We start from the raw sequence: 18,421 nt of genomic DNA on the forward strand, positions 1-18,421 counted from the left end.
CCGGTGGCGGGCTCGGCTGGGGGGTTGGGGCCGCGGGGGCTTTGCGCGCCGCCTGGCTCTCCTCGGGCACGGCCTTCGGGGCCGGCTTCGGCGGTGCCGTGGACAATCCGCTGCCTTCCAGCTTGAGCCGGTAGATGGGCTCCGGCAGGTCCATGCCCGCATCCTCCAGGGTCAGCTTCACCAGCCGGATCGCCTCGCTGCGCACCTTGGCGAAGCTCGCCTGCTGCTGGTCCACCCAGGCGTAGAAGCGCACCACGACGCTGGAGTCCCCCAGCTGGTCGATGACTCCCCAGGGCTCCGGGTCGCCCACCACCCCCGGGGTCTTGCGCAGAGTCTCGATGCCCAGACGCTGGGCCTCCACCAGATCCTCCTCGACCCCTACCCCGACACCGAAATCGAAACGCCGCAGCGGGTTGCGGGTGTAGTTGAGGATCACCCCTTTGAACACCCGCGAGTTGGGAATGCGCAGGTGGTTGCCGTCGAGGGTCATGAGGATGGTGGCGCGGGAGGTGAGGCTCACCACCTTGCCCTCCAGATCGTCGATGCGCACCAGATCGTTGGGGGCGAAGGGCTGGCGCAGGCTGAGGAGGACGCTGGCGATGAAATTCTCCGCCATGTCCCGGAAGGCGAAGCCGATGGCGATACCCAACACGCCGGCGGTACCCAACACCGCGCCCACCAGGGCGGTGGCGTCGAGGATCTCCAGGGCCAGCAGCACACCCACCAAGAAGACCGCGGCGCGCACCAGCTGGCGGCTGAGGTTCTGGACGAAGGGGTTGTCGGCGCGGCGGAAGAGCAGATCCCAGCGCGCCACCGCTGCCGCCAGCCAGGCGAAGAAGAGGATCAATAGCGCCGCCACCGCCAGCAGCGGCAGGTAGCCGATGACGGCCCGGCCCCGTTCCTCGAGCTTGAGCAGCGGCTGCACCACCCGTTCCTCGAGATTCGGCGGCAGGGTCAGCCGGTTGTCCACCGCGGTGATGCCGATGGTGTCCCGGGCGGTCTGCTCCGCCCGGTCGCGGGCGGCGGCGGTGAGGGCGGTACCGCCGAGCTGGGCGACGCCGTCGGTGACCTCGACGTGCCAGTCCTGGAGATCCGGGATTTGCTCCAGCCGGCGGTAGACCTCCCGGCCGAGGCGGGCGTCCTCGCTCAGGGGAGCCGGTGGCGGCGCCTCCGCGGCGGGCGGGACCTCTTCGGGGACCCCCACCGGCGGAGCGGCGGGCTCCTGGGCGGCGATGGGGGAGGGGCTGGCGAGGAGCGCTGCCAGCAGCGTTGTCAGCAGGGCCGCCAGCAGCGCCGGTAGCAACGCTGTCCGCAGTAGCCGAGGAGCCGCCGTCAGCAGCTCAGGGAAGCGCTGACGGCGGGGGAGCGTGCTCAATCAGCGGCCTCCGTGGCTGTCACCGCTTCTACGGCCTCCAGGCGCACCGCCTCGAATTCATCTCCCGGGTTCCACGCCGGCAGCTGCTGGCGCTGGGCCACCATCCAGCCGGCGAAGAGGCCCAGCTGGGCGTCCTCCACCAGGCCGCGGGGATCCCAATCGTCGCTCACCTCGTCGCTGGGCTGGTGGTAGTGGACGTCGGTCCAGGCTTCCACCGCCTCCTTGCTGGCGTTGGGCCCGGGCTCCCGGAAGCGGCTGCCCTGGCCGAAGTAGAGCGCCGGCACGCCGATCTTGGCGAGGGCGAATTGATCCGAGCGGTAGAAGGAGCCGAGGGTCGGATCGATCTCGCCGATGACCTCCCGCTGCTGCAGCTCCGCCGCCGCCACCGCCACCTCGTCGAGATTCGACTTGCCGAAGCCCACCAGGGGCAGGTCTTCGGTGGGGCCGAAGATGTTGCCGGCGTCGAAGTTGAGGTTGCCGGCGATGCGACCCGGCGGGAAGGAGGGGTCTTGGGCGTATTTCTTCGCGCCCAGCAAGCCCTGCTCCTCGGCGCCTACGGCGAGGAAGAGGGCGCTGCGCTTGGGCGCCTCCGGCAAGGCCTTCCAGGCCTCGGCGATGGCGATGATCTGGGCGACGCCGGTGGCGTTGTCCCGGGCGCCGTTGTAGATGCGGTCGCCGTCGGCGTTGGGGCTGCCGACGCCCAGATGATCGTGGTGGGCGGTGAAGATCACCACCTCGTCGGCGAGCTCGGGATCGCTGCCGGGAGCCAGGCCCAGGACGTTGCCGGTCTGGGTACGCTCGAGGGTGTTGGTGAGCTCCAGGGAGGTGCTGACCCCCAAGGGCACGGGTTGGAAGTCACGGCTGCGGGCGGATTCCTCCAGCGCCGCCAGGTCGTTGCCGGCGGCGGTGACCAGCTCCTGGGCGGCGTCGTAGGTCAGCCAGCCGGCTACCTGGATGCGCGGCTCGTCGCCGGCGGGGAGCTCGTATTGGGGACCGGTCCAGGAGGTCTGGACCACCTGGAAGGGGTAGCCGGCGGAGGGGGTGGTGTGGATGATGATGGCGCCCACGGCCCCGACCTCGGCGGCGATCTCGTATTTGTAGGTCCAGCGACCGTAGTACAGCCGGCGATCGCCCTCGAAGAGCTCCGGGTCCCAATCGGGATCGTTGTTGAGCATCAAGAGCACCTTGCCCGTGAGGTCGGCGTCGCCGTAGTCGTCCCACTGGTGCTCCGGCGCCCGGATGCCGTAGCCGACGAAGACCACCTCGGCGCCGTCGATGGCGGCGGTGTCTTCCTGTACTCCGCTGGAGGCGATGAACTCGTCCCAGAAGTCGAAAGCGAGGGGACCCTCAGGGGTCTCGAAGGTCCAGGTCTCCGGCGCCTCGGAGGTGATACCGACGATGTCGAAGGGCTGGTACCAGCCACCGTCGGCGGCACCGGGCTCGAGGCCGGCCTCTTCGAAGCGCTGGGCGATGTATTCCTGGGCGGCGGTATCGCCCTCGCTGCCCGGCCCGCGCCCCTGCAATTTGTCGTCGGAGAGGACCAGCACGTCCTCCAGCATGCCCTCGGCGGTGACGGTCTCGGCGGCCTGGCGTACCGCCTCCGTCACCTCCGGCACCGGCTCTGCGGTCGCGGGCTGGGAAGCGGAGTCTGCGGAAGCGTCTCCGGGAGCCTCCGCCGGCGGCGCGCAGGCGGTCAGCAGCAGGCCGGCGGCGAGGATGGCGACGAAGGCGAGGGCGGTGGGGAGGAGGCTGAAGCTCCTGAAGCGGGGGCGGCGAAATATCTTCCAGTTCGGCGTCACAGAATTCTCCTAGGGATCGGTGGTCGAAGGCCCAAAGGCAAAATGTACCAGAGAGACGGCGCCGGCAGGGGATGCCGTCCTCGTTTTCCCCTTCGCTCCTTGCGAGCTTCTGCGCCCCGGGATATGGTCGGCGAAGGAGTGTCCACCGCGGTTTCCGGGGCCGAAACCAGCGGTGCAATCGATCCGGCAATGATCCTGCGCACCATCGTTCGCGACTGTCTGCTGCTCAATTGGGCGGTGCCGACGGAAGCGCTGCCGCCGCTACCCCTGCCGCTCCGCTACGAGATCCACGCCATCGACGGCGAGAGCCGGGTGCTGGTCACCGCCCTCTTCCTCTTCCACGAGGGGGTGCGCCTGGCGGCGGTGCCCATGGTGCGCTTCTCCTACCCTCAATTCAGTTTCGCCCTGTCGGTGCTCGACGGCGATGGCGTGCCGTCGATGCTGCTGCGCCGCGTGCTGGTGCCGACGTGGGTCTTTCCCGCCGCCAAGTTGCTGGGGCGGGAGCCGGTGGCCACGGCGCGGCTGGCCTTCGACCGTCCCTCGGCGGATCTCGGCGCGGAGAGCTGGAGCTGGACGGTGGAGGATGGTGCCCGATTGCGGGTAGAGGCCTGTCAGGGACCTCCGGCGGAGGCTTCCCGCAATGGTGACTTCTTCCAGCAGGTGGAGTATTTCCGGCGCCGGCGGCGAAGCTATTTCCGCACCGGCAAGGGGTTCCGGCGGGTCGCCACCGAGATTCCGGAGGTAGATCCATGGCCCATGTCCGCGCGGGTGGCGGAGGGGGCGTTGCTGGAAGCCTGCCTGCCCCTCGGAGGCAGCCCCTGGCCGCAGGTGGAGTCGGCCTTCCTCTTCCCCGACCTGCCGCTGCGCTACGACCTTTCCCTCAAGCCGCGGCTGCGGCTGCAGCCCGGCGTACCCCAACCCGCCGCCAGCCGCCGCCAGGGGTTGGAACATTGTTCCCGGAGAGCCGAATGAACCGTATTGAGAGCTCCAGTACCCAGTCCTTCCGCGCCGCCGGTACCGTGCTGGTCTTCGCAGCCCTGCTGTGGCTCATCGACGCCCTGGGCCTCGCCGGAGGCTCGGAGGCGCCGCTGATGCTCGCCGTGGCTCTGGCGGTGGTAGGCGTGCTGATGGCCGTCTTCGAGCTGCGCGAGCGCCGCGACCGCCGACTGGGCGGCTAGCCGCCGCCCGCCACCGCCTGCATCAGCAGGCCACAGGCCCACGCAGCGTAGGTTCCCAGGGCGTAGCCGAAGACTGCCAGCAGCACGCCCACCGGGGCCAGGGAGGGGTGGAAGGCGGAGGCCACCACCGGTGCCGAAGCGGCGCCGCCGACGTTGGCCTGGCTACCCACGGCCATGAAGAAGACCGGCGCCTTGATGACGTAGGCTACCACCAGCATCAGGCCGGCGTGGATGCTCATCCAGATCGCTCCCACGAGGAAGAACCCCGGGTTCTCGAACACCGCGGTGATGTCCATCTTCATGCCGATGGAGGCGATGAGGACATAGAGGAAGACCGAGCCCACCCGCGAGGCACCGACACCCTCCAGGCGCCGCGCCTTGGTGAAGGAGAGGATGAGGCCGGCGGTGGTGGCGATGACCACGATCCAGAAGAAGGAGCTGGTGAGGCTGGCGCGCTGGATGAAGGGGACGCTCTCCCCCAGGCGCTCCATCATCGGCACGATGAGCTGGGCGCCGAAGTGCCCCAGGGCGGTGACTCCGAAGCCCACCGCCAGCAGCACCATGGTCTCGGCGAGGGTGGGGATCTTGCGCACCTGGGCCTGGTATTCCTCCACCCGCCGCTGGACGTCGTCGATGGCGGAGGCGTCGGCACCGGTGAAGTGGTCGATCTGCTTCGCTCGCCCGGCGCAGAAGAGCAGCACCGCCATCCAGATATTGGCCACGATGACGTCCACCGCGATCATGGCGGAGAAGAGGTCGTCGCCGACCTCGAAGACTTCCTTCATGGCGGTCTGGTTGGCGCCGCCGCCGATCCAGCTGCCGGCGACGGTGGTCATGCCTCGCCACACCGCGTCGGGGCCGCTGCCGCCGACGATGTCGGGGTTGATCCAGGAGGTGATGAGGATCGCCAAAGGCCCGCCGAAGAGGATGCCGGCGGTGCCGGTGAAGAACATGATCACCGCCTTCGGCCCCAGCCGCAGCACCGCCGGCAGATCGATGCTCAGGGTCAGGAGCACCAAGCTGGTGGGGAGCAGGTAGCGGGAGGCGACGAAGTAGAGGTTGGATTCGTCGCCGCTGATGATGCCGAGGGTGGAGAAGACCGAGGGCAGGAAGTAGCAGAGTAGGAGTGCCGGGATGATGGAGTAGAACTTCTGCCATCCCGGATGCTTGCTGCTGGAGGTGTAGAAGACCGCCGCCAGGAGCCCCATGAGGATTCCCAAAACGATGGCGTCGTTGGTGAATAGGGGCGCTGCTTCCTGCATCGGTCGCTCCTCCCGGGTAGGGCCGAGGATGGCCGAGGTGAATCTTCGGTGGCGTGCGGGCCGCGCAAGTCCATCATGGAGAGGTAGGGCGGTGCAAGAGGAGTGCTTTCGCCAATGCGCGTTCGAGCCCTGTGCTAGATTCCCCGGCGATGAGCGAGATTGCACCGAGAGAGAGGAGACCCCAGCGCATTGCCCTGGTGCCCGGTGACGGCATTGGGCCGGAGGTGCTGGCGGAGGCGGAGAAGGTGCTGCGGGTGGTGACCCGGCGTTGGGAGCTGCCCTTGGAGCTGGCCACCCTGCCGTGGGGCGCCGATCACTACCTGGACACCGGCGAGACCCTCCCGGAGGGGGCTCTGGAGACCCTGCAGGAGGATTATGCAGCGATCCTCGCCGGGGCCTTCGGCGATCCTCGGGTGCCGAGCAACGTCCACGCCCGGGACATCCTTCTGGGCTTGCGCTTCCGCCTCGACCTCTACGTCAACTTCCGCCCGGTGCGCCTCTACGACGCCCGGCTGTGTCCCCTCAAGGACCGCGGTCCGGAGGATTTGGACTTCGCCATCTTCCGCGAGAACACCGAGGGCGCCTACGTCGGCGCCGGCGGCAGCTTCAAGCCGGGAACGGCGGACGAGATCGCCATCCAGGAGGCCATTCATACCCGCAAGGGGGTGGAACGCATCCTGCGGGCGGCCTTCGAGCACGCCACCATCATGCCCCGCCGGCGGCTGTGTCTGGCCCATAAGAGCAACGCCCTGGAACATGGCCACGGCCTGTGGCACCGCTGCTTCCAGGCGGTGTCGGCGGAGTATCCGGAGGTGGAAGCGCGGGCGGCCCACGCCGACGCGGTGGCCATGGAGCTGGTGCTTCAGCCCGGGGACTTCGAGGTGGTGGTGGCGGACAATCTGCTGGGAGACTTGCTCAGCGATCTGGGGGCGGCGCTCCAGGGTGGCCTGGGGCTCGCGGCCTCCGCCAATCTCCATCCCCACCGGCTATCCCTCTTCGAGCCGGTCCACGGCTCCGCCCCGGAGCTTGCCGGCCGAGGCCTGGCCAACCCCACGGCGGCGGTGCTCTCCGCGGCGCTGATGCTCTACCACTTGGGGCACGGCGAGGCGGCGGCGGCAGTAGAGGAGGCGGTGGCCCAGGAGCTGCGGGCGGGCCGCACGACCTCGGATCTCGGCGGTACCCTCACCACCGTCCAGGTGGGGGACGCTTTGGCGGAAGCTCTCGCCTGAGCGATCTCGCATCAGCACACGACTCTCGCCGCAGCCCCTAGCCCACAGCCCACAGCCCACAGCTCGCCCACAGCCCACCGGCCCCGCAGGCGTATTTCTCCGCCTGGATCAAATTCTCCGCCTCGATCAAAACTCCCCTTGTCTCCAATTCGTACAGACCTACAGATGTAGTACTCTTTTTTCTCCGGAGACTCCATGGCATCTGCACACCCACATCCTCGAAGCTCCGACCTGATCTACGACTGGAATCGCTCCGAAGGCCCGGAAAGCCCGGCCCGGCCGTCGGTGGAGCTCAACGACGAGACGCTGCGGGACGGCCTGCAGTCGCCATCGGCACAATCGCCGAGCATCGACGACAAGCTGCGGCTGCTGCATTTGATGGCGGACTTGGGCATCGAGGGCGTGGACATCGGCCTGCCGGCGGCGGGGCCGCGGATGGAGGCGGATGTGGCGCGGTTGGCGCGGGAGATTTCCGCCGCCCGCCTGCCGCTGCTTCCCAGCTGCGCCGCGCGCACCGTGCGCCAGGACATCGAGCGCATCGCCGAGATCTCCCAGCGCTCCGGCGTGTCCATCCTCGCCGACACCTTCTTGGGCTCGAGCCCCATCCGTCAGTACACCGAGGATTGGGATCTGGACCATTTGCTGCGGGTCACCGAGGATGCGGTGTCTTACGCCGTGAGTCTGGGGCTGCCGGTCAATTACGTCACCGAGGACACCACCCGCGCCCGCCCGGAAGATTTGCGGCGCCTTTACACCACGGCGGTGGAGGCCGGTGCCCGGCGGGTGTGCGTGGCGGATACGGTGGGCCATGCGACGCCAGCGGGGGCGCGCAATCTGGTGCGTTTCGTGCGCCAGGTGGTGGACGCCACCGGGGAAGAGGTGGCGGTGGATTGGCATGGGCACCGCGACCGCGGCCTGGGGGTGGCCAACAGCCTGGCAGCGGCGGAGGCCGGCGCCGACCGTCTCCACGCCACCGCCCTGGGCATCGGCGAGCGGGTGGGCAACACTCCCATGGACATGCTCTTGATCAATTTCCAGCTCCTGGGCTGGATCGACCGGGACCTGACCCGCCTACCCGAATATTGCCAGCTGGTGGCGGAGGCCACGGGCATCCCACTGCCGGACAACTACCCGGTGGTGGGCCGGGACGCCTTCCGCACCGGCACCGGCGTCCACGCCTCGGCCATCGTCAAGGCCCGCCGCAAGGGGGATGAGTGGCTGGCGGATCGGGTCTACTCGTCGGTGCCCGCGAGCCTGGTGGGGCGCCACCAGGAGATCGAGGTCGGTCCCATGAGCGGCGACGCCAACATCGTCTTCTGGCTCGAGGAGCACGGCCTGGAGGCCGACGAAGAGCTGGTGGCGCGCATCCGCGAGCACGCCAAAGCCGCCCTGCGGGTGCTCGAAGAGGACGAGATCCGCACCCTCTGCCAGCGCTGGAAGAGCTCCTCGGCGACCGCGGTGGGGTAGTGAAGTGGGAGGGCAGGGAAGTGGGCTTCGCCCTTGATCAGCGCGGGAGGTGTCCCTGTTGGAATCCGCTCAGGCCTCGGCGCTGCTGGCCGACGCAGTCGGTGGAGCCGTAGCGGCGCGCGGAAAACTCGCTGCCGCTCAGACAGTTCCGCGCGTTTCTCCGCTACGACTCTCGACTGCGCCGGGCGCCTCGGAGTCCTCGCAGGATTCCAACAGGAACACCTCCCGTGACGTGGCTTTGGCTATTTAATTCCCTAGGTTGATCTCCGACTGCTCTCAGCCCACCGCTGGCGGTTTCAGAACTCTATGAGTACATCCTTTTCCGGCCGAGTCCTCGACGCCTACCTGGACACCCTGCTCACCGAGCGTCGCCTGGCGGTGAATTCGGTGGAGAGCTATCGGCGGGATCTGGAGCGGTTGGTGGAGGACTTGGAGGAGGAGGGCACCGACCTGCTGAGCGCCGAGCGCGGAGACTTGGCGGGGCACCTGCGGCGGCTGACCCGCCATGGATTGTCGCCGCGTACGGTGCATCGGGCGGCTTCGTCGCTGCGGGGCTTCTATCGCTACCTGGTGGAGACGGGAGAGCGCTCGGATGATCCGTCGGAAGATCTGGTGCGGCCGCGCACCGGGCGGCCCCTGCCCAAGGTTCTGACCTCCAAACAGGTAGAGTCGCTGCTGGCGGCGCCGGATGTCTCGACGCTCCTGGGATTGCGGGACCGGGCGATGATCGAGGTGCTCTACGCCACCGGCCTGCGGGTCAGTGAGCTGGTGGGTTTGGAGGAGAGCCATCTCCACGGTCTGCCGGGGCGCGGACGCAACGAGCACGGGCTGATGGAGGTGGACTTCCTGCTCCTCACCGGCAAGGGCGGCAAGGAGCGGGTGGTGCCCCTGGGGGAGCAGGGGGACCGTTGGCTGGCTCGGTACCGTTTGGAGGCGCGCCCGCAGCTGATGCAATCGAAGAGCGGTGCCCGCAAGCGGCACCCGGTGATCTTCGTCAACCACCGCGGCGGCGCCATGACCCGCCAGGGCTTCTGGAAGATCCTCAAAGGCTACGCCCGCGGCGTCGACCTACCCCAGGTCTCCCCCCACGTCCTGCGCCACAGCTTCGCTACCCACCTGCTGGAGCACGGTGCCGATCTGCGCGCCGTCCAGGCCATGCTCGGCCACAGCGACATCGCCACCACCGAGATCTACACCCACGTTCACCAGCACCGCATGCGCAGTCTCTACGACCGCTTCCATCCGCGGGCTTGAGAATCTGAGGGCGCTCAGCGGGCGGTGTGGGAAGCGAGAGCGCCGGCCAGCTCATCGTCGGAGAGGCCCAGGGTCTTGTAGATGCGGCGGATGTAGTTGCGGGTCTCGCGGTAGGGAGGGACGCCGTCGTAGCGCGCCACGGCGCCTTCACCGGCGTTGTAGGAAGCGAGGACTTTGGGCAGGTCGGAGCCCCACTTTTTCACCAGCCAGCTGAGGTAGCGCACCCCGGCCTCGATGTTGCGCTGAGGAGTGAAGAGCTCGTCGGTGCGGACGCCGAAGCGTTGAGCGGTGGCGGGCATGAGCTGCATCAGGCCGCGGGCGCCCTTGGGGGAGACGGCGCGGGGGTTGAAGGCGGATTCGTGGCGGATCACCGCCGCCACCAGCTCCGGATTGACGCCGTGATCACGGCCATGGGCGAAGATGATCTCGCCGTAAGGAGTCTCCGGGACTCCGTGGTGGTCGGCGAATTGCAGCTCCAAACCCACCGCCGGTGGTGGCGGCGCTTCTTCCTGCGGCACGATCTCGTCATCCACCACCCGCTCGATACGGCTCAGGGGCAGGGTCACCGCGCCCCCCGTGGCCAGCTCCAACCGCATCTTCTGGTCCTTCAGCTCGTAGCTCTGGACCTTGAAGAAATTGCCGTCCGTGAGCACCACCAGCTCGGCGCCCGCCGGGCTGGGAGCCAGCATGGCCAACAGGCCTAGAGCGAAGGCGGTGAGGATGCAGACGGGGGATGGATAGAAGAGTCTCATGGCAAAGCTCTCGCCCTATTGTACGACCGAGGCCCGAAAAGCGTCCTAGAGAGACTCAGCCGCAGGCGGTGCCCCATTGGGGATGATCGATCACGAAGCCCTCGTCCTCGTCGTAGTCGAGGTGGGCACCGTCGAGCTCCCGGGCGGCCATGCGGTCGAGGAGCAGGGGGATGGATTCGACTTCCAGGGGCAGGTCGTCCTCGTCGCCTCGGGTGGTGGCGTGGAGGCGGAAACCGAAGGCTCCGCAGCCGCCGGCGAAGGCGATGCGCAGGCGCTGCCCCGGGGCGAGGTCCCGGCGGGCGGCATCGATGGCGGCGGGGGAGAGAGTGATGTCCACAGCCGGGAAGCTTAGCAGGCTCGGCGGCCTGAAGGGAGGTCTCCGGCGCCTGGGTCGATTGTGACAAAGGCGCTCCGGCTTTGGTACGATGCCAGCTGGTTTTCCTCGGGATCGGTGGTGTCTCCGGGCTCTCGCCGCCAGCCTGAGAGCCTCCGTCGCGGAGCCCTCCAGGTTTATCGATCCGTCCCGAGAAACTGTGAACCATGCACCCACTTCGCGAGTTCCAGCGCAAGACCACGACGAGGCCTGAGAGCCTCCATGCCCGACCCGGCTCCACCGGGCGGCGCGCCCCCTCCGGCGACCTTCGCCGTGGCTCCTGCGGGAGGTAAGTCCGATATGACGACCCGCGTTTCCGATCCCCAATCCGGAGCCCCCGCCGACCGGCAGCAGCTCGACGAGGTAGTGATCCGCTTCGCTGGCGATTCCGGCGACGGCATGCAGGTCACCGGTACCCAGTTCACCAACACCTCGGCGCTCATCGGCAACGATCTGTCGACCCTGCCGGATTTCCCGGCGGAGATCCGCGCCCCCGCCGGCACCCTACCCGGGGTTTCGGCGTTCCAGGTGCGCATCGCCGACTACGATATCCACACCCCCGGCGACGCTCCGGACGTGCTGGTGGCGATGAACCCGGCGGCGCTGAAGAAGAGCCTCGGGGACCTCAAGCCCAACGGCGTGATCATCGTCAACACCGACGAATTCTCGTCGCGCAATCTCATGAAGGCCGGCTACGACGAGGTCAATCCGTTGGAGGACGGCTCCCTGGATGGCTTCCGCCTGTTCAAGGTCGAGCTCACCACCCTGACCCGGCGCACCCTCGAGGACACCGATCTCACCAACAAAGAGAAGGACCGGTGCAAGAACTTCTTCGCCTTGGGGATGGTCTATTTCCTCTTCAGCCGGCCGCTGGAGAGCACTGAAGACTGGCTGCGGCGCAAATTCGCCAAGAAGCCGGAGATCGCCGAGGCCAACGTCAAGGTGCTCAAGGCGGGATGGAATTTCTGCGACATCACCCAGCTCTTTCAGGTGCGCTACCGGGTGGAGCCGGCGAAGCTCGAGCCCGGCGTCTACCGCAGCATCCAGGGCAATACCGCCCTGGCCCTGGGGATGGTGGCGGCGAGCCGCCGCAGTGGGCTGCCGCTCTTCCTGGGGGCCTATCCCATCACCCCCGCCAGCGAGCTGCTGCACCAGCTGGCAAGCTACAAGAGCTATGGCGTCACCACCTTCCAGGCGGAGGACGAGATTGCCGCCGTGTGTGCCGCCATCGGCGCTTCCTTCGGCGGCGCGCTGGCGGTGACCGCCTCCAGCGGCCCGGGCATTGCGCTCAAGTCCGAGGCCCTCAATCTGGCGGTGATGGTCGAGCTGCCGCTGGTGGTGTGCAATATCCAGCGCGCCGGACCATCCACCGGCATGCCCACCAAGACCGAGCAGAGCGATCTCTTCATGTCCCTCTTCGGCCGCAACGGCGACAGCCCCATGCCGGTGCTGGCGGCCTCGTCGCCGAAGGATTGCTTCGAGGTCGCCCTCGAGGCCTGCCGCATCGCCATCCAGCACATGGTGCCGGTGATGTTGCTGTCCGACGGCTACGTGGCCAACGGTTCGGAGCCCTGGAAGCTGCCCAAGGTGGAGGATCTGCCGGATCTGCACCGCAGCTTCCGCAGCGATCCGGAAGGCTTTGCTCCCTATGTCCGCGATCCCGAAACCCTGGCCCGCCCCTGGGCCATCCCCGGCACTCCGGGGCTGGAGCATCGCGTCGGCGGTCTGGAGAAGGAGGACGGCAGCGGCAACGTCTCCTACGATCCCGCCAACCACGCCCGCATGACCCATCTGCGGGCGGAGAAGGTGGCCCGCATCGCCCGCACCCTGCCGCCCATGGAGGTGGACGGGCCGCGCAGCGGCAAGCTGCTGGTCCTCGGCTGGGGCAGCACCAAGGGGGCTATCACCGGTGCCATCAACCATGCCCGCAAGGCGGGGCTGGAGGTCAGCCATGCGCACCTGCGTTATTTGAATCCGCTGCCCCAGGACCTGGAGGAGCTGCTGAATAGCTTCGACCGGGTGCTGCTGCCGGAAATGAACAGCGGGCAGCTGGCGTTGCTGATTCAGGGGCTCTACCTGCGCAAGATCGACAGCATGCCCAAGGTGGAGGGCCGCCCCTTCGGCCGCGAAGAGATTCTCACCGCCATCCGTCACATCCTCGAAGGAGCCGATCATGGCCGCTGAAACCGCCACCCTGAGCAAGAAGGACTTCCAATCCGACCAGGAGGTTCGGTGGTGCCCCGGCTGCGGCGACTACGCCATCCTGTCGGCGGTGCAGTCGGTGTTCCCGGACCTGGGCATCCCGAAGGAAAAATTCGTCGTAGTCTCGGGCATCGGCTGCTCCAGCCGCTTCCCCTACTACATGGACACCTACGGCTTCCACACCATCCACGGCCGGGCGCCGGCGGTGGCCACGGGGCTGAAGATGGCGCGGCCGGAGCTGGAGGTGTGGATCGCCACCGGCGACGGCGACGCCATGTCCATCGGCGGCAACCACCTGGTGCACGTGCTGCGGCGCAACGTCGGGGTCAAGATCCTGCTCTTCAACAACCGCATCTACGGCCTCACCAAGGGGCAGTACTCGCCCACCAGCGAGCGGGGAAAGCGCACCAAGTCCACGCCCGTGGGCTCGGTCGACAACCCCTTCAACCCCCTCTCCCTGGCCCTCGGCGCCGGCGCCACCTTCGTGGCCCGCTCGGTGGACATCTTCCAGCCGCACCTGAAGTCCATCCTGCAGCGGGCGGCGGATCATCCCGGCAGCGCCTTCATCGAGATCTACCAGAACTGCAACATCTTCAACGACAAGGCCTTCTCCTACATGACCGACAAGGAGACCCGCAAGCAGGCCTCGCTGTATTTGGAGCACGGCAAGCCGGTGACCTTCGGGGATGAGCCCCGCTACGGCGTGCGGCTGGAGGGAGCGCAGCTGGCGACCTTCGAGCTGGGGGTCGGCGGTACGGAAGACGACTGCCTGGTGTGGGACGAGACGGTGGAGAATCCGTCCCTGGCCTTCCTCATGAGTCAGGTGCTGCCGCCGCACCTGCCCACGCCCTTGGGCGTCTTCCGCTCAGTGCCGGCTCCTGCCTATGAGGCCGGGGTGATCGCGCAGATCGAGCAGGAGGTCGCCGGTCGGGGAGCGGGCACGCTGGAGGAGTTGCTCCACACGGGAGATACCTGGGAGGTGAGGGCCGGCGAAGATGGCGCCTGAGGTTCGGTCGCCTCAACTTTCGGTACCGCCTTCGCCCTCGAGTCCGCTGTCGAACCACCGGGTGTCCCGGCTTCGAGACGGGGTAGCTCGGCAGGGAAAGGCTCTGGTGCGGGCGTGCTGTCTCGGGTTGGGGCTCGGGGCGCTGTCGGGGATGCTGCTGAGCTGCAGCCCAGAGCCCCCGAAGCCTCAGGATCTGATCCTCATCTCCATCGACACCCTCAACCAGCAGGCTTTGCCGGCGTTCAACCCGGACGCCGGGGCCTTGCCCCACTTCGATCACCTGGCGCAGCGGGCGCGGCGCTTTTCCCGTGCCCGGTCCACCGCCTCCTGGACTCTTCCGGCCCATTCCTCCCTGTTCACCGGGCTTTACCCCGACCGCCACGGCGCCATCGCCGGCGGCCGCAAGGTCAGCCCTGACGCTCGCCTACTCACCGAGTGTCTGAAGCAGCAGGGCTTCGAGGCGGCGGCGTTCACCGGCGGTGGCTTTTTGCACAAGAAGTTCGGTCTCGATCGCGGCTTCGACCTCTACCAGGACGGCTCCGAAGCGCTACGCCGCGGCGAGACCGACGAGCTCTGGCGGCTCAAGGAGCGGCGCACCGGGCTGGCCTTCGAGCGGGCCATCCGCTTCCTCGCCGAGCGTCCCCAGAATTCGGAAGAGCCTCTCTTTCTCTTTGTCCACACTTACATCGTCCACGACTTCTTCCGCGCCCACCGCTGGGCTCGTCAGCGGCTGCCGGAATTCGACGATCTGAACAAGCGCAGCTATCGGAAATGCCTCGACGGCCGCGAGGATTGCTCGCCGGAGGTCTGGCAGCGCATGCGCGACCTCTACCGGGCGGAGGTGGAGCACATCGACGAGCGGCTAGGGTTGCTGATGGAGGCGCTGGAGAAGGCGGGGTACGAGGATACGGCGCTGGTAGTGCTGCTCTCGGATCACGGGGAGGGCTTCGCGCCGGAGATCGAGCGCATGCACCACGGAGGGCGCGTCCATGCCGACGTGGTGACCATTCCCATGCTGGTCGCCGGTCCCGGGGTCCAGCCGGCAGACGACCCGACGCCGGTGTCGCTGGTGGATATGCTGCCGACCCTGGCGGAGGTCCTCGGCGTGGCGCCGGAGTGCGCTCCGGACGTCGACGGCCAATCCTTCGCGGCGGCGCTCTCCGGGGAGGCGGCGCCGGTGGGGCGCCGGACCTTCTTCGCCATGGAGCACTCCCATTGGTGGAAGGACGGCGTCAAGACCAAACTCAACCCGGTACCGGAGATTCCCGCCTTGACGGCGGCCATACGCGGTGACCTGTGGTTCGTCGACGGCACCGCCGGAGAGGAGCTCTACAACATGGAGCAGGATCCCCGGCAGCTGGACAACCTGGCTCCCGACGCCGAGGCGGTGGCGGGCTTCAAGACCGAGGTGAGGGAACGGGTCGTGCGCCGGGCGCCGGAGTTCTTGCGTGAAGACGACGACGAGCTGGAGAAGGAGCTGCGTTCGCTGGGGTATCTCTGATGCCGGGCCGAAGCCGACGGTCGACCCTGAAAACGGATCTGCTGGCAGCTCTGCTGGCGGCGGTGCTGACGGCGGCGGTGGCGGCGTCCTTCGCTTGGTCCACCGGCATCGAGCTGTGGCATAACGACGGCCTCGACTACGCTCAGATCGGCCGCGAGTTCGCCTCCGGCAACGGCCTCGCCTCGCGCCAGGCCATCTACGCGCTCCACCTGCGCTTCCTGGGGGAGCACGATCTCCTCGACCAGCCCTGGCCCAACCTGCATCGCTTTCCGCTGCCGGCCCTCACCCTGGGGCTCTTCTTCCTGCTTTTCGGCGCCACCAGCGGGGTGGTGGTGGCCCACGGCATCACCGCCCTCGCCGCCACCTCCGGCGTCCTCCACCTGTGGGCCCGGAGAGCGTTGGGCCCGTGGCCGGCGGTGGCCGCCAGTGCTCTCGTGGCCTTCAACGGCGAGCTCTTCTACAACGTCCAGGCGGGAATGCCCGAGGCCTGGGTGGCTCTGTGGGTGACCCTCGCTCTCTATTGGCTGTGGCGTCCCGGCGGACCGCTGGCGCCTCCTTCTTCCGATCCGGTAGCTTCTGTGGACTCCCGGAAGCTGCTGCGCGGGGCGCTGGCCGGCGCCGCCCTCGGGCTGGCGGTGCTCTCCCGCACCAACGCGGTGACGGTGGTGCCGGTGTTGCTCCTGGCCCTCATCCCTTGGAAGCAGGTTCCGTGGCGGCGGATGCGCTGGAAGGAGCTGCGGCAGGGATTGAGGGACGATCCGGCGACCCGCAGGTTGCTGCGCCAGCGCGCCGCCCTGGGCGGTCTGCTGCTGGGCGGCCTGCTGCTGGTGATGGCGCCGTGGATGGTGCGCAATCTCGCCCTCACCGGCAAGCCCACCTTCTCCCTCCACACCTATTATCTGGTGCCCTCCGGTGCGGTGAAGGGGGAGACGAAGAAGGATTATTCCCTGCGCTGGGTACGGGATTTCGTGCCGCCGCTGGAGTACGCCCGCGCCCACCCGAGAGCCCTGATCGACAAGTGGGTGCACAATGGGGAAAAGGCCCTGCGGGGCTATCCCACCTTCGGTGCCACGTTCCTTCTGGCCTTCCTACCCTGGCTTGCCTTCCGCCGCCGCTGGGGCGGTCCACTGCAGCGTACGGCGGTGGTGGTGTGCGGCGCCTTCGTCGCCAACGCCCTGCTGTGCAATCTCACCGACGTCAATCCACCACGCTACTACTACCACCTGCTGCCGGCGATGATGTTGGTGGCGGTGGCGGTGGTCCAGCGGTGGACCGGGACGGCGAGGGATAAGTCTTCTTCCCGGGGCTGGGGCTTGAGCCTGCGGGGCGTCGTGGCGGCGGGGTTGTTGGTCGTCCTGGCCAACCCACCGGCGCTGGCGGCGTCGCTTCAGAAGGTCGCACGCAAGGGCGAGGTGCGGCTCGACCTGGAGCAGATGGCCGCCCTGGAGGCCGCCACCGATCCGGACGCGGTGATCTTCTCCGACCGCTCGGCCCAGGTGACCTGGTACACCGGCCGCCGCAGCGTCCGCTTCCATCACACCCGCGACTCCAAGGGCCGTCGCGTCGCTGCGGTGCTGGAGCTCGACCGCGACCTGGTCCCCATCGACGCCATCTATCTCTCCGGGCCTTTCCTGGATCATCCCAAACGCGGGAAGCTCTGGACTCGCCTGCAAAAACGCCCCGAGTTCCGGCGCCTCTTCGAGTGTCAGGAGCCGTTTGGGGACGGGGCGGTGATCTGCCGGCGACGGGGCTGAACTCGCGAGCTGAGGCGGGCTTTTCAGGGGGTGGTACCCACTTGTTGGTTTGCTGTCCCGAAACAGGCCGGAGCCGGCTGGAAGCCGGCGCTCCCAGGTCTCGATTCCGCAGGGGGTACCCAAGTTCTGGTTGGCGCTCCCAGGTCTCGATTCCGCAGGGGGTACCCAAGTTCTGGTTGGCGCTCCCAGGTCTCGATTCCGCAGGGGGTACCCGAGTTCTGGTTGGGCCTGTCTCTAGTCTTCCCCGTCTTGGGCAGCCACTGCCTCGGGCTCGTCCGCTTGCAGGGACTGAGCCTCCCCGCCCACCATGCGCACCGGCATGGGGTTGGTGATGGAGCCGGTGTAGAGGGTGCGGTGGGGGAAGGGGATCTCGATGCCAGCCTGGTCGAAGGCGCGCTTGACGTCGAAGGCGATGTGGTTCTTGAGCTCGATGTAGCGCTCGCGCTCGGCCCAGACGGAGAATTGGAGGTTGACGGCGGAGTCGGCGAAGGCGCCGAAGAAGAGCTGGGGCTCGGGCTCCTGGAGGCAGAGGGGGCTTTCCTCGGCGACCTGGAAGAGGACATTGCGGACCTTCTCCAGGTCTTCCTTGTAGGCGACGCCCACCTGGAGATCGACGCGGCGAATGGGGAAGCGGGTGAGGTTGACCACCTCCGCCTTCATCAGGTTCTCGTTGGGGATGCGGACGAAGAGGTTGTCGAAGGTGCGCAGCTTGGTGGAGAGCAGATCGATGGTGAGCACTTCGCCGGTGGTGCCACCGATGCGCACGAGATCGCCCACCACGAAGGGGCGCTCGCCGTAGAGGAAGAGGCCGCTGATGAGGTTCGAGGCGGAGGTTTGGGAGGCGAAGCCGAGGGCGACGGTGAGAATGCCGGCGGCGCCGAGAAGAACGCTGAGGTCGAAGCCCAGCTCCCGCAGCGCCGAGATGAAAGCCAGGCCGAAGACCCCCCAATAGCTCAGGCGGCGGATCAGCAGCCGCTGCTGGCGGTCGGAAATCCGGCTCAGCAGGCGCACCGCGGTGGCGCTGATCCAACGCGCCAGGAGGGCGCCGAAGAGGAGGATGAAGGCCGCCCGGATGCCGGCGGCGATGGGCAATTGCTCGATGAAGGTGCGGAATTTGTCCTCGAGCTGGATCCAGAGCTGGTCGAAGATATCGGTCATGGCAGTGGCGGTCCTCAGGTCTCGGTCGGAGAAGCCCTAACCGAAGAGAGAGGTGAGGGCCCGGATCACCCGTCGGCGCTCACCGCGTTCGCGGGAAGGGGCCAAGGGTTG

Annotated in this window: 15 protein-coding genes; 9 read left to right on the forward strand and 6 right to left on the reverse strand. The window is 67.9% G+C overall.

What is annotated here, in order from left to right:
- Together SX243_18140 and SX243_18145 are read right to left on the reverse strand one after the other, a co-directional pair.
- A partial coding sequence (locus tag SX243_18140) for a mechanosensitive ion channel family protein (protein MDY7094897.1) occupies positions 1-1,375 on the reverse strand: 1,375 nt, incomplete at its 3' end.
- On the reverse strand, positions 1,372-3,174 hold the full coding sequence (locus SX243_18145; protein MDY7094898.1) for a M28 family peptidase: 1,803 nt from the start codon (positions 3,172-3,174) through the stop codon (positions 1,372-1,374). The genes SX243_18140 and SX243_18145, both read right to left, overlap by 4 nt.
- A 189-nt stretch (positions 3,175-3,363) precedes the next feature.
- On the opposite strand from SX243_18145, the gene SX243_18150 reads away from it, so the two are divergent.
- Both SX243_18150 and SX243_18155 read left to right on the forward strand, forming a co-directional pair.
- Positions 3,364-4,146 carry a DUF2071 domain-containing protein gene (locus SX243_18150; protein MDY7094899.1) on the forward strand — a complete coding sequence of 261 codons (783 nt, stop codon included), beginning with the start codon at positions 3,364-3,366 and terminating at the stop codon, positions 4,144-4,146.
- On the forward strand, positions 4,143-4,352 hold the full coding sequence (locus tag SX243_18155) for a hypothetical protein (GenBank protein ID MDY7094900.1): 210 nt from the start codon (positions 4,143-4,145) through the stop codon (positions 4,350-4,352). The genes SX243_18150 and SX243_18155 overlap by 4 nt, the downstream gene beginning before the upstream one ends.
- Here SX243_18155 and SX243_18160 read toward each other — a convergent pair.
- Positions 4,349-5,614, reverse strand: coding sequence for a DUF819 family protein (locus tag SX243_18160; GenBank protein MDY7094901.1), 1,266 nt, complete (start codon positions 5,612-5,614; stop codon positions 4,349-4,351). The two genes, SX243_18155 and SX243_18160, sit on opposite strands and share 4 nt — an antisense overlap.
- A gap of 149 nt (positions 5,615-5,763) precedes the next feature.
- Here SX243_18160 and SX243_18165 point away from each other — a divergent pair, with 149 nt between their 5' ends.
- From SX243_18165 to xerD, 3 genes are all read left to right on the forward strand, one after another.
- Positions 5,764-6,843, forward strand: coding sequence for a 3-isopropylmalate dehydrogenase (locus tag SX243_18165; GenBank protein ID MDY7094902.1), 1,080 nt, complete (start codon positions 5,764-5,766; stop codon positions 6,841-6,843).
- A gap of 195 nt (positions 6,844-7,038) precedes the next feature.
- A complete protein-coding gene (locus SX243_18170) occupies positions 7,039-8,310 on the forward strand; it encodes a LeuA family protein (protein MDY7094903.1) in 1,272 nt (423 codons plus the stop codon).
- Between the two features lie 306 nt (positions 8,311-8,616).
- Entirely contained in the window at positions 8,617-9,564 is a 948-nt protein-coding gene (xerD, locus tag SX243_18175; GenBank protein MDY7094904.1) for a site-specific tyrosine recombinase XerD, read from the forward strand.
- A gap of 14 nt (positions 9,565-9,578) precedes the next feature.
- On the opposite strand, the gene SX243_18180 is transcribed toward xerD, so the two are convergent.
- Complete coding sequence (locus tag SX243_18180) at positions 9,579-10,316, reverse strand: lytic transglycosylase domain-containing protein (GenBank protein MDY7094905.1); 738 nt, start codon at positions 10,314-10,316, stop codon at positions 9,579-9,581.
- Between the two features lie 55 nt (positions 10,317-10,371).
- Positions 10,372-10,653 (reverse strand): iron-sulfur cluster biosynthesis family protein, encoded by a 282-nt coding sequence (locus SX243_18185; protein ID MDY7094906.1) that lies wholly within the window; start codon positions 10,651-10,653, stop codon positions 10,372-10,374.
- Between the two features lie 336 nt (positions 10,654-10,989).
- Between SX243_18185 and SX243_18190 the strand changes: the two genes are divergently transcribed.
- From SX243_18190 to SX243_18205, 4 genes are all read left to right on the forward strand, one after another.
- Positions 10,990-12,873, forward strand: coding sequence for a 2-oxoacid:acceptor oxidoreductase subunit alpha (locus SX243_18190; protein ID MDY7094907.1), 1,884 nt, complete (start codon positions 10,990-10,992; stop codon positions 12,871-12,873).
- On the forward strand, positions 12,863-13,897 hold the full coding sequence (locus SX243_18195) for a 2-oxoacid:ferredoxin oxidoreductase subunit beta (GenBank protein ID MDY7094908.1): 1,035 nt from the start codon (positions 12,863-12,865) through the stop codon (positions 13,895-13,897). Before SX243_18190 ends, SX243_18195 begins: the two co-directional genes overlap by 11 nt.
- A 61-nt stretch (positions 13,898-13,958) precedes the next feature.
- The gene (locus SX243_18200) at positions 13,959-15,398 is read left to right on the forward strand and encodes a sulfatase (GenBank protein ID MDY7094909.1); all 1,440 of its coding nucleotides are present in this window, start codon (positions 13,959-13,961) and stop codon (positions 15,396-15,398) included.
- Complete coding sequence (locus SX243_18205; GenBank protein ID MDY7094910.1) at positions 15,398-17,152, forward strand: hypothetical protein; 1,755 nt, start codon at positions 15,398-15,400, stop codon at positions 17,150-17,152. Before SX243_18200 ends, SX243_18205 begins: the two co-directional genes overlap by 1 nt.
- Positions 17,153-17,386: 234 nt before the next feature.
- Here SX243_18205 and SX243_18210 read toward each other — a convergent pair whose 3' ends face one another.
- A complete protein-coding gene (locus SX243_18210) occupies positions 17,387-18,310 on the reverse strand; it encodes a mechanosensitive ion channel family protein (protein ID MDY7094911.1) in 924 nt (307 codons plus the stop codon).
- Positions 18,311-18,421 lie beyond the last annotated feature (111 nt).

The sequence above is a fragment of the Acidobacteriota bacterium genome (genome assembly GCA_034211275.1).
Lineage (GTDB): Bacteria > Acidobacteriota > Thermoanaerobaculia > Multivoradales > JAHZIX01 > JAGQSE01.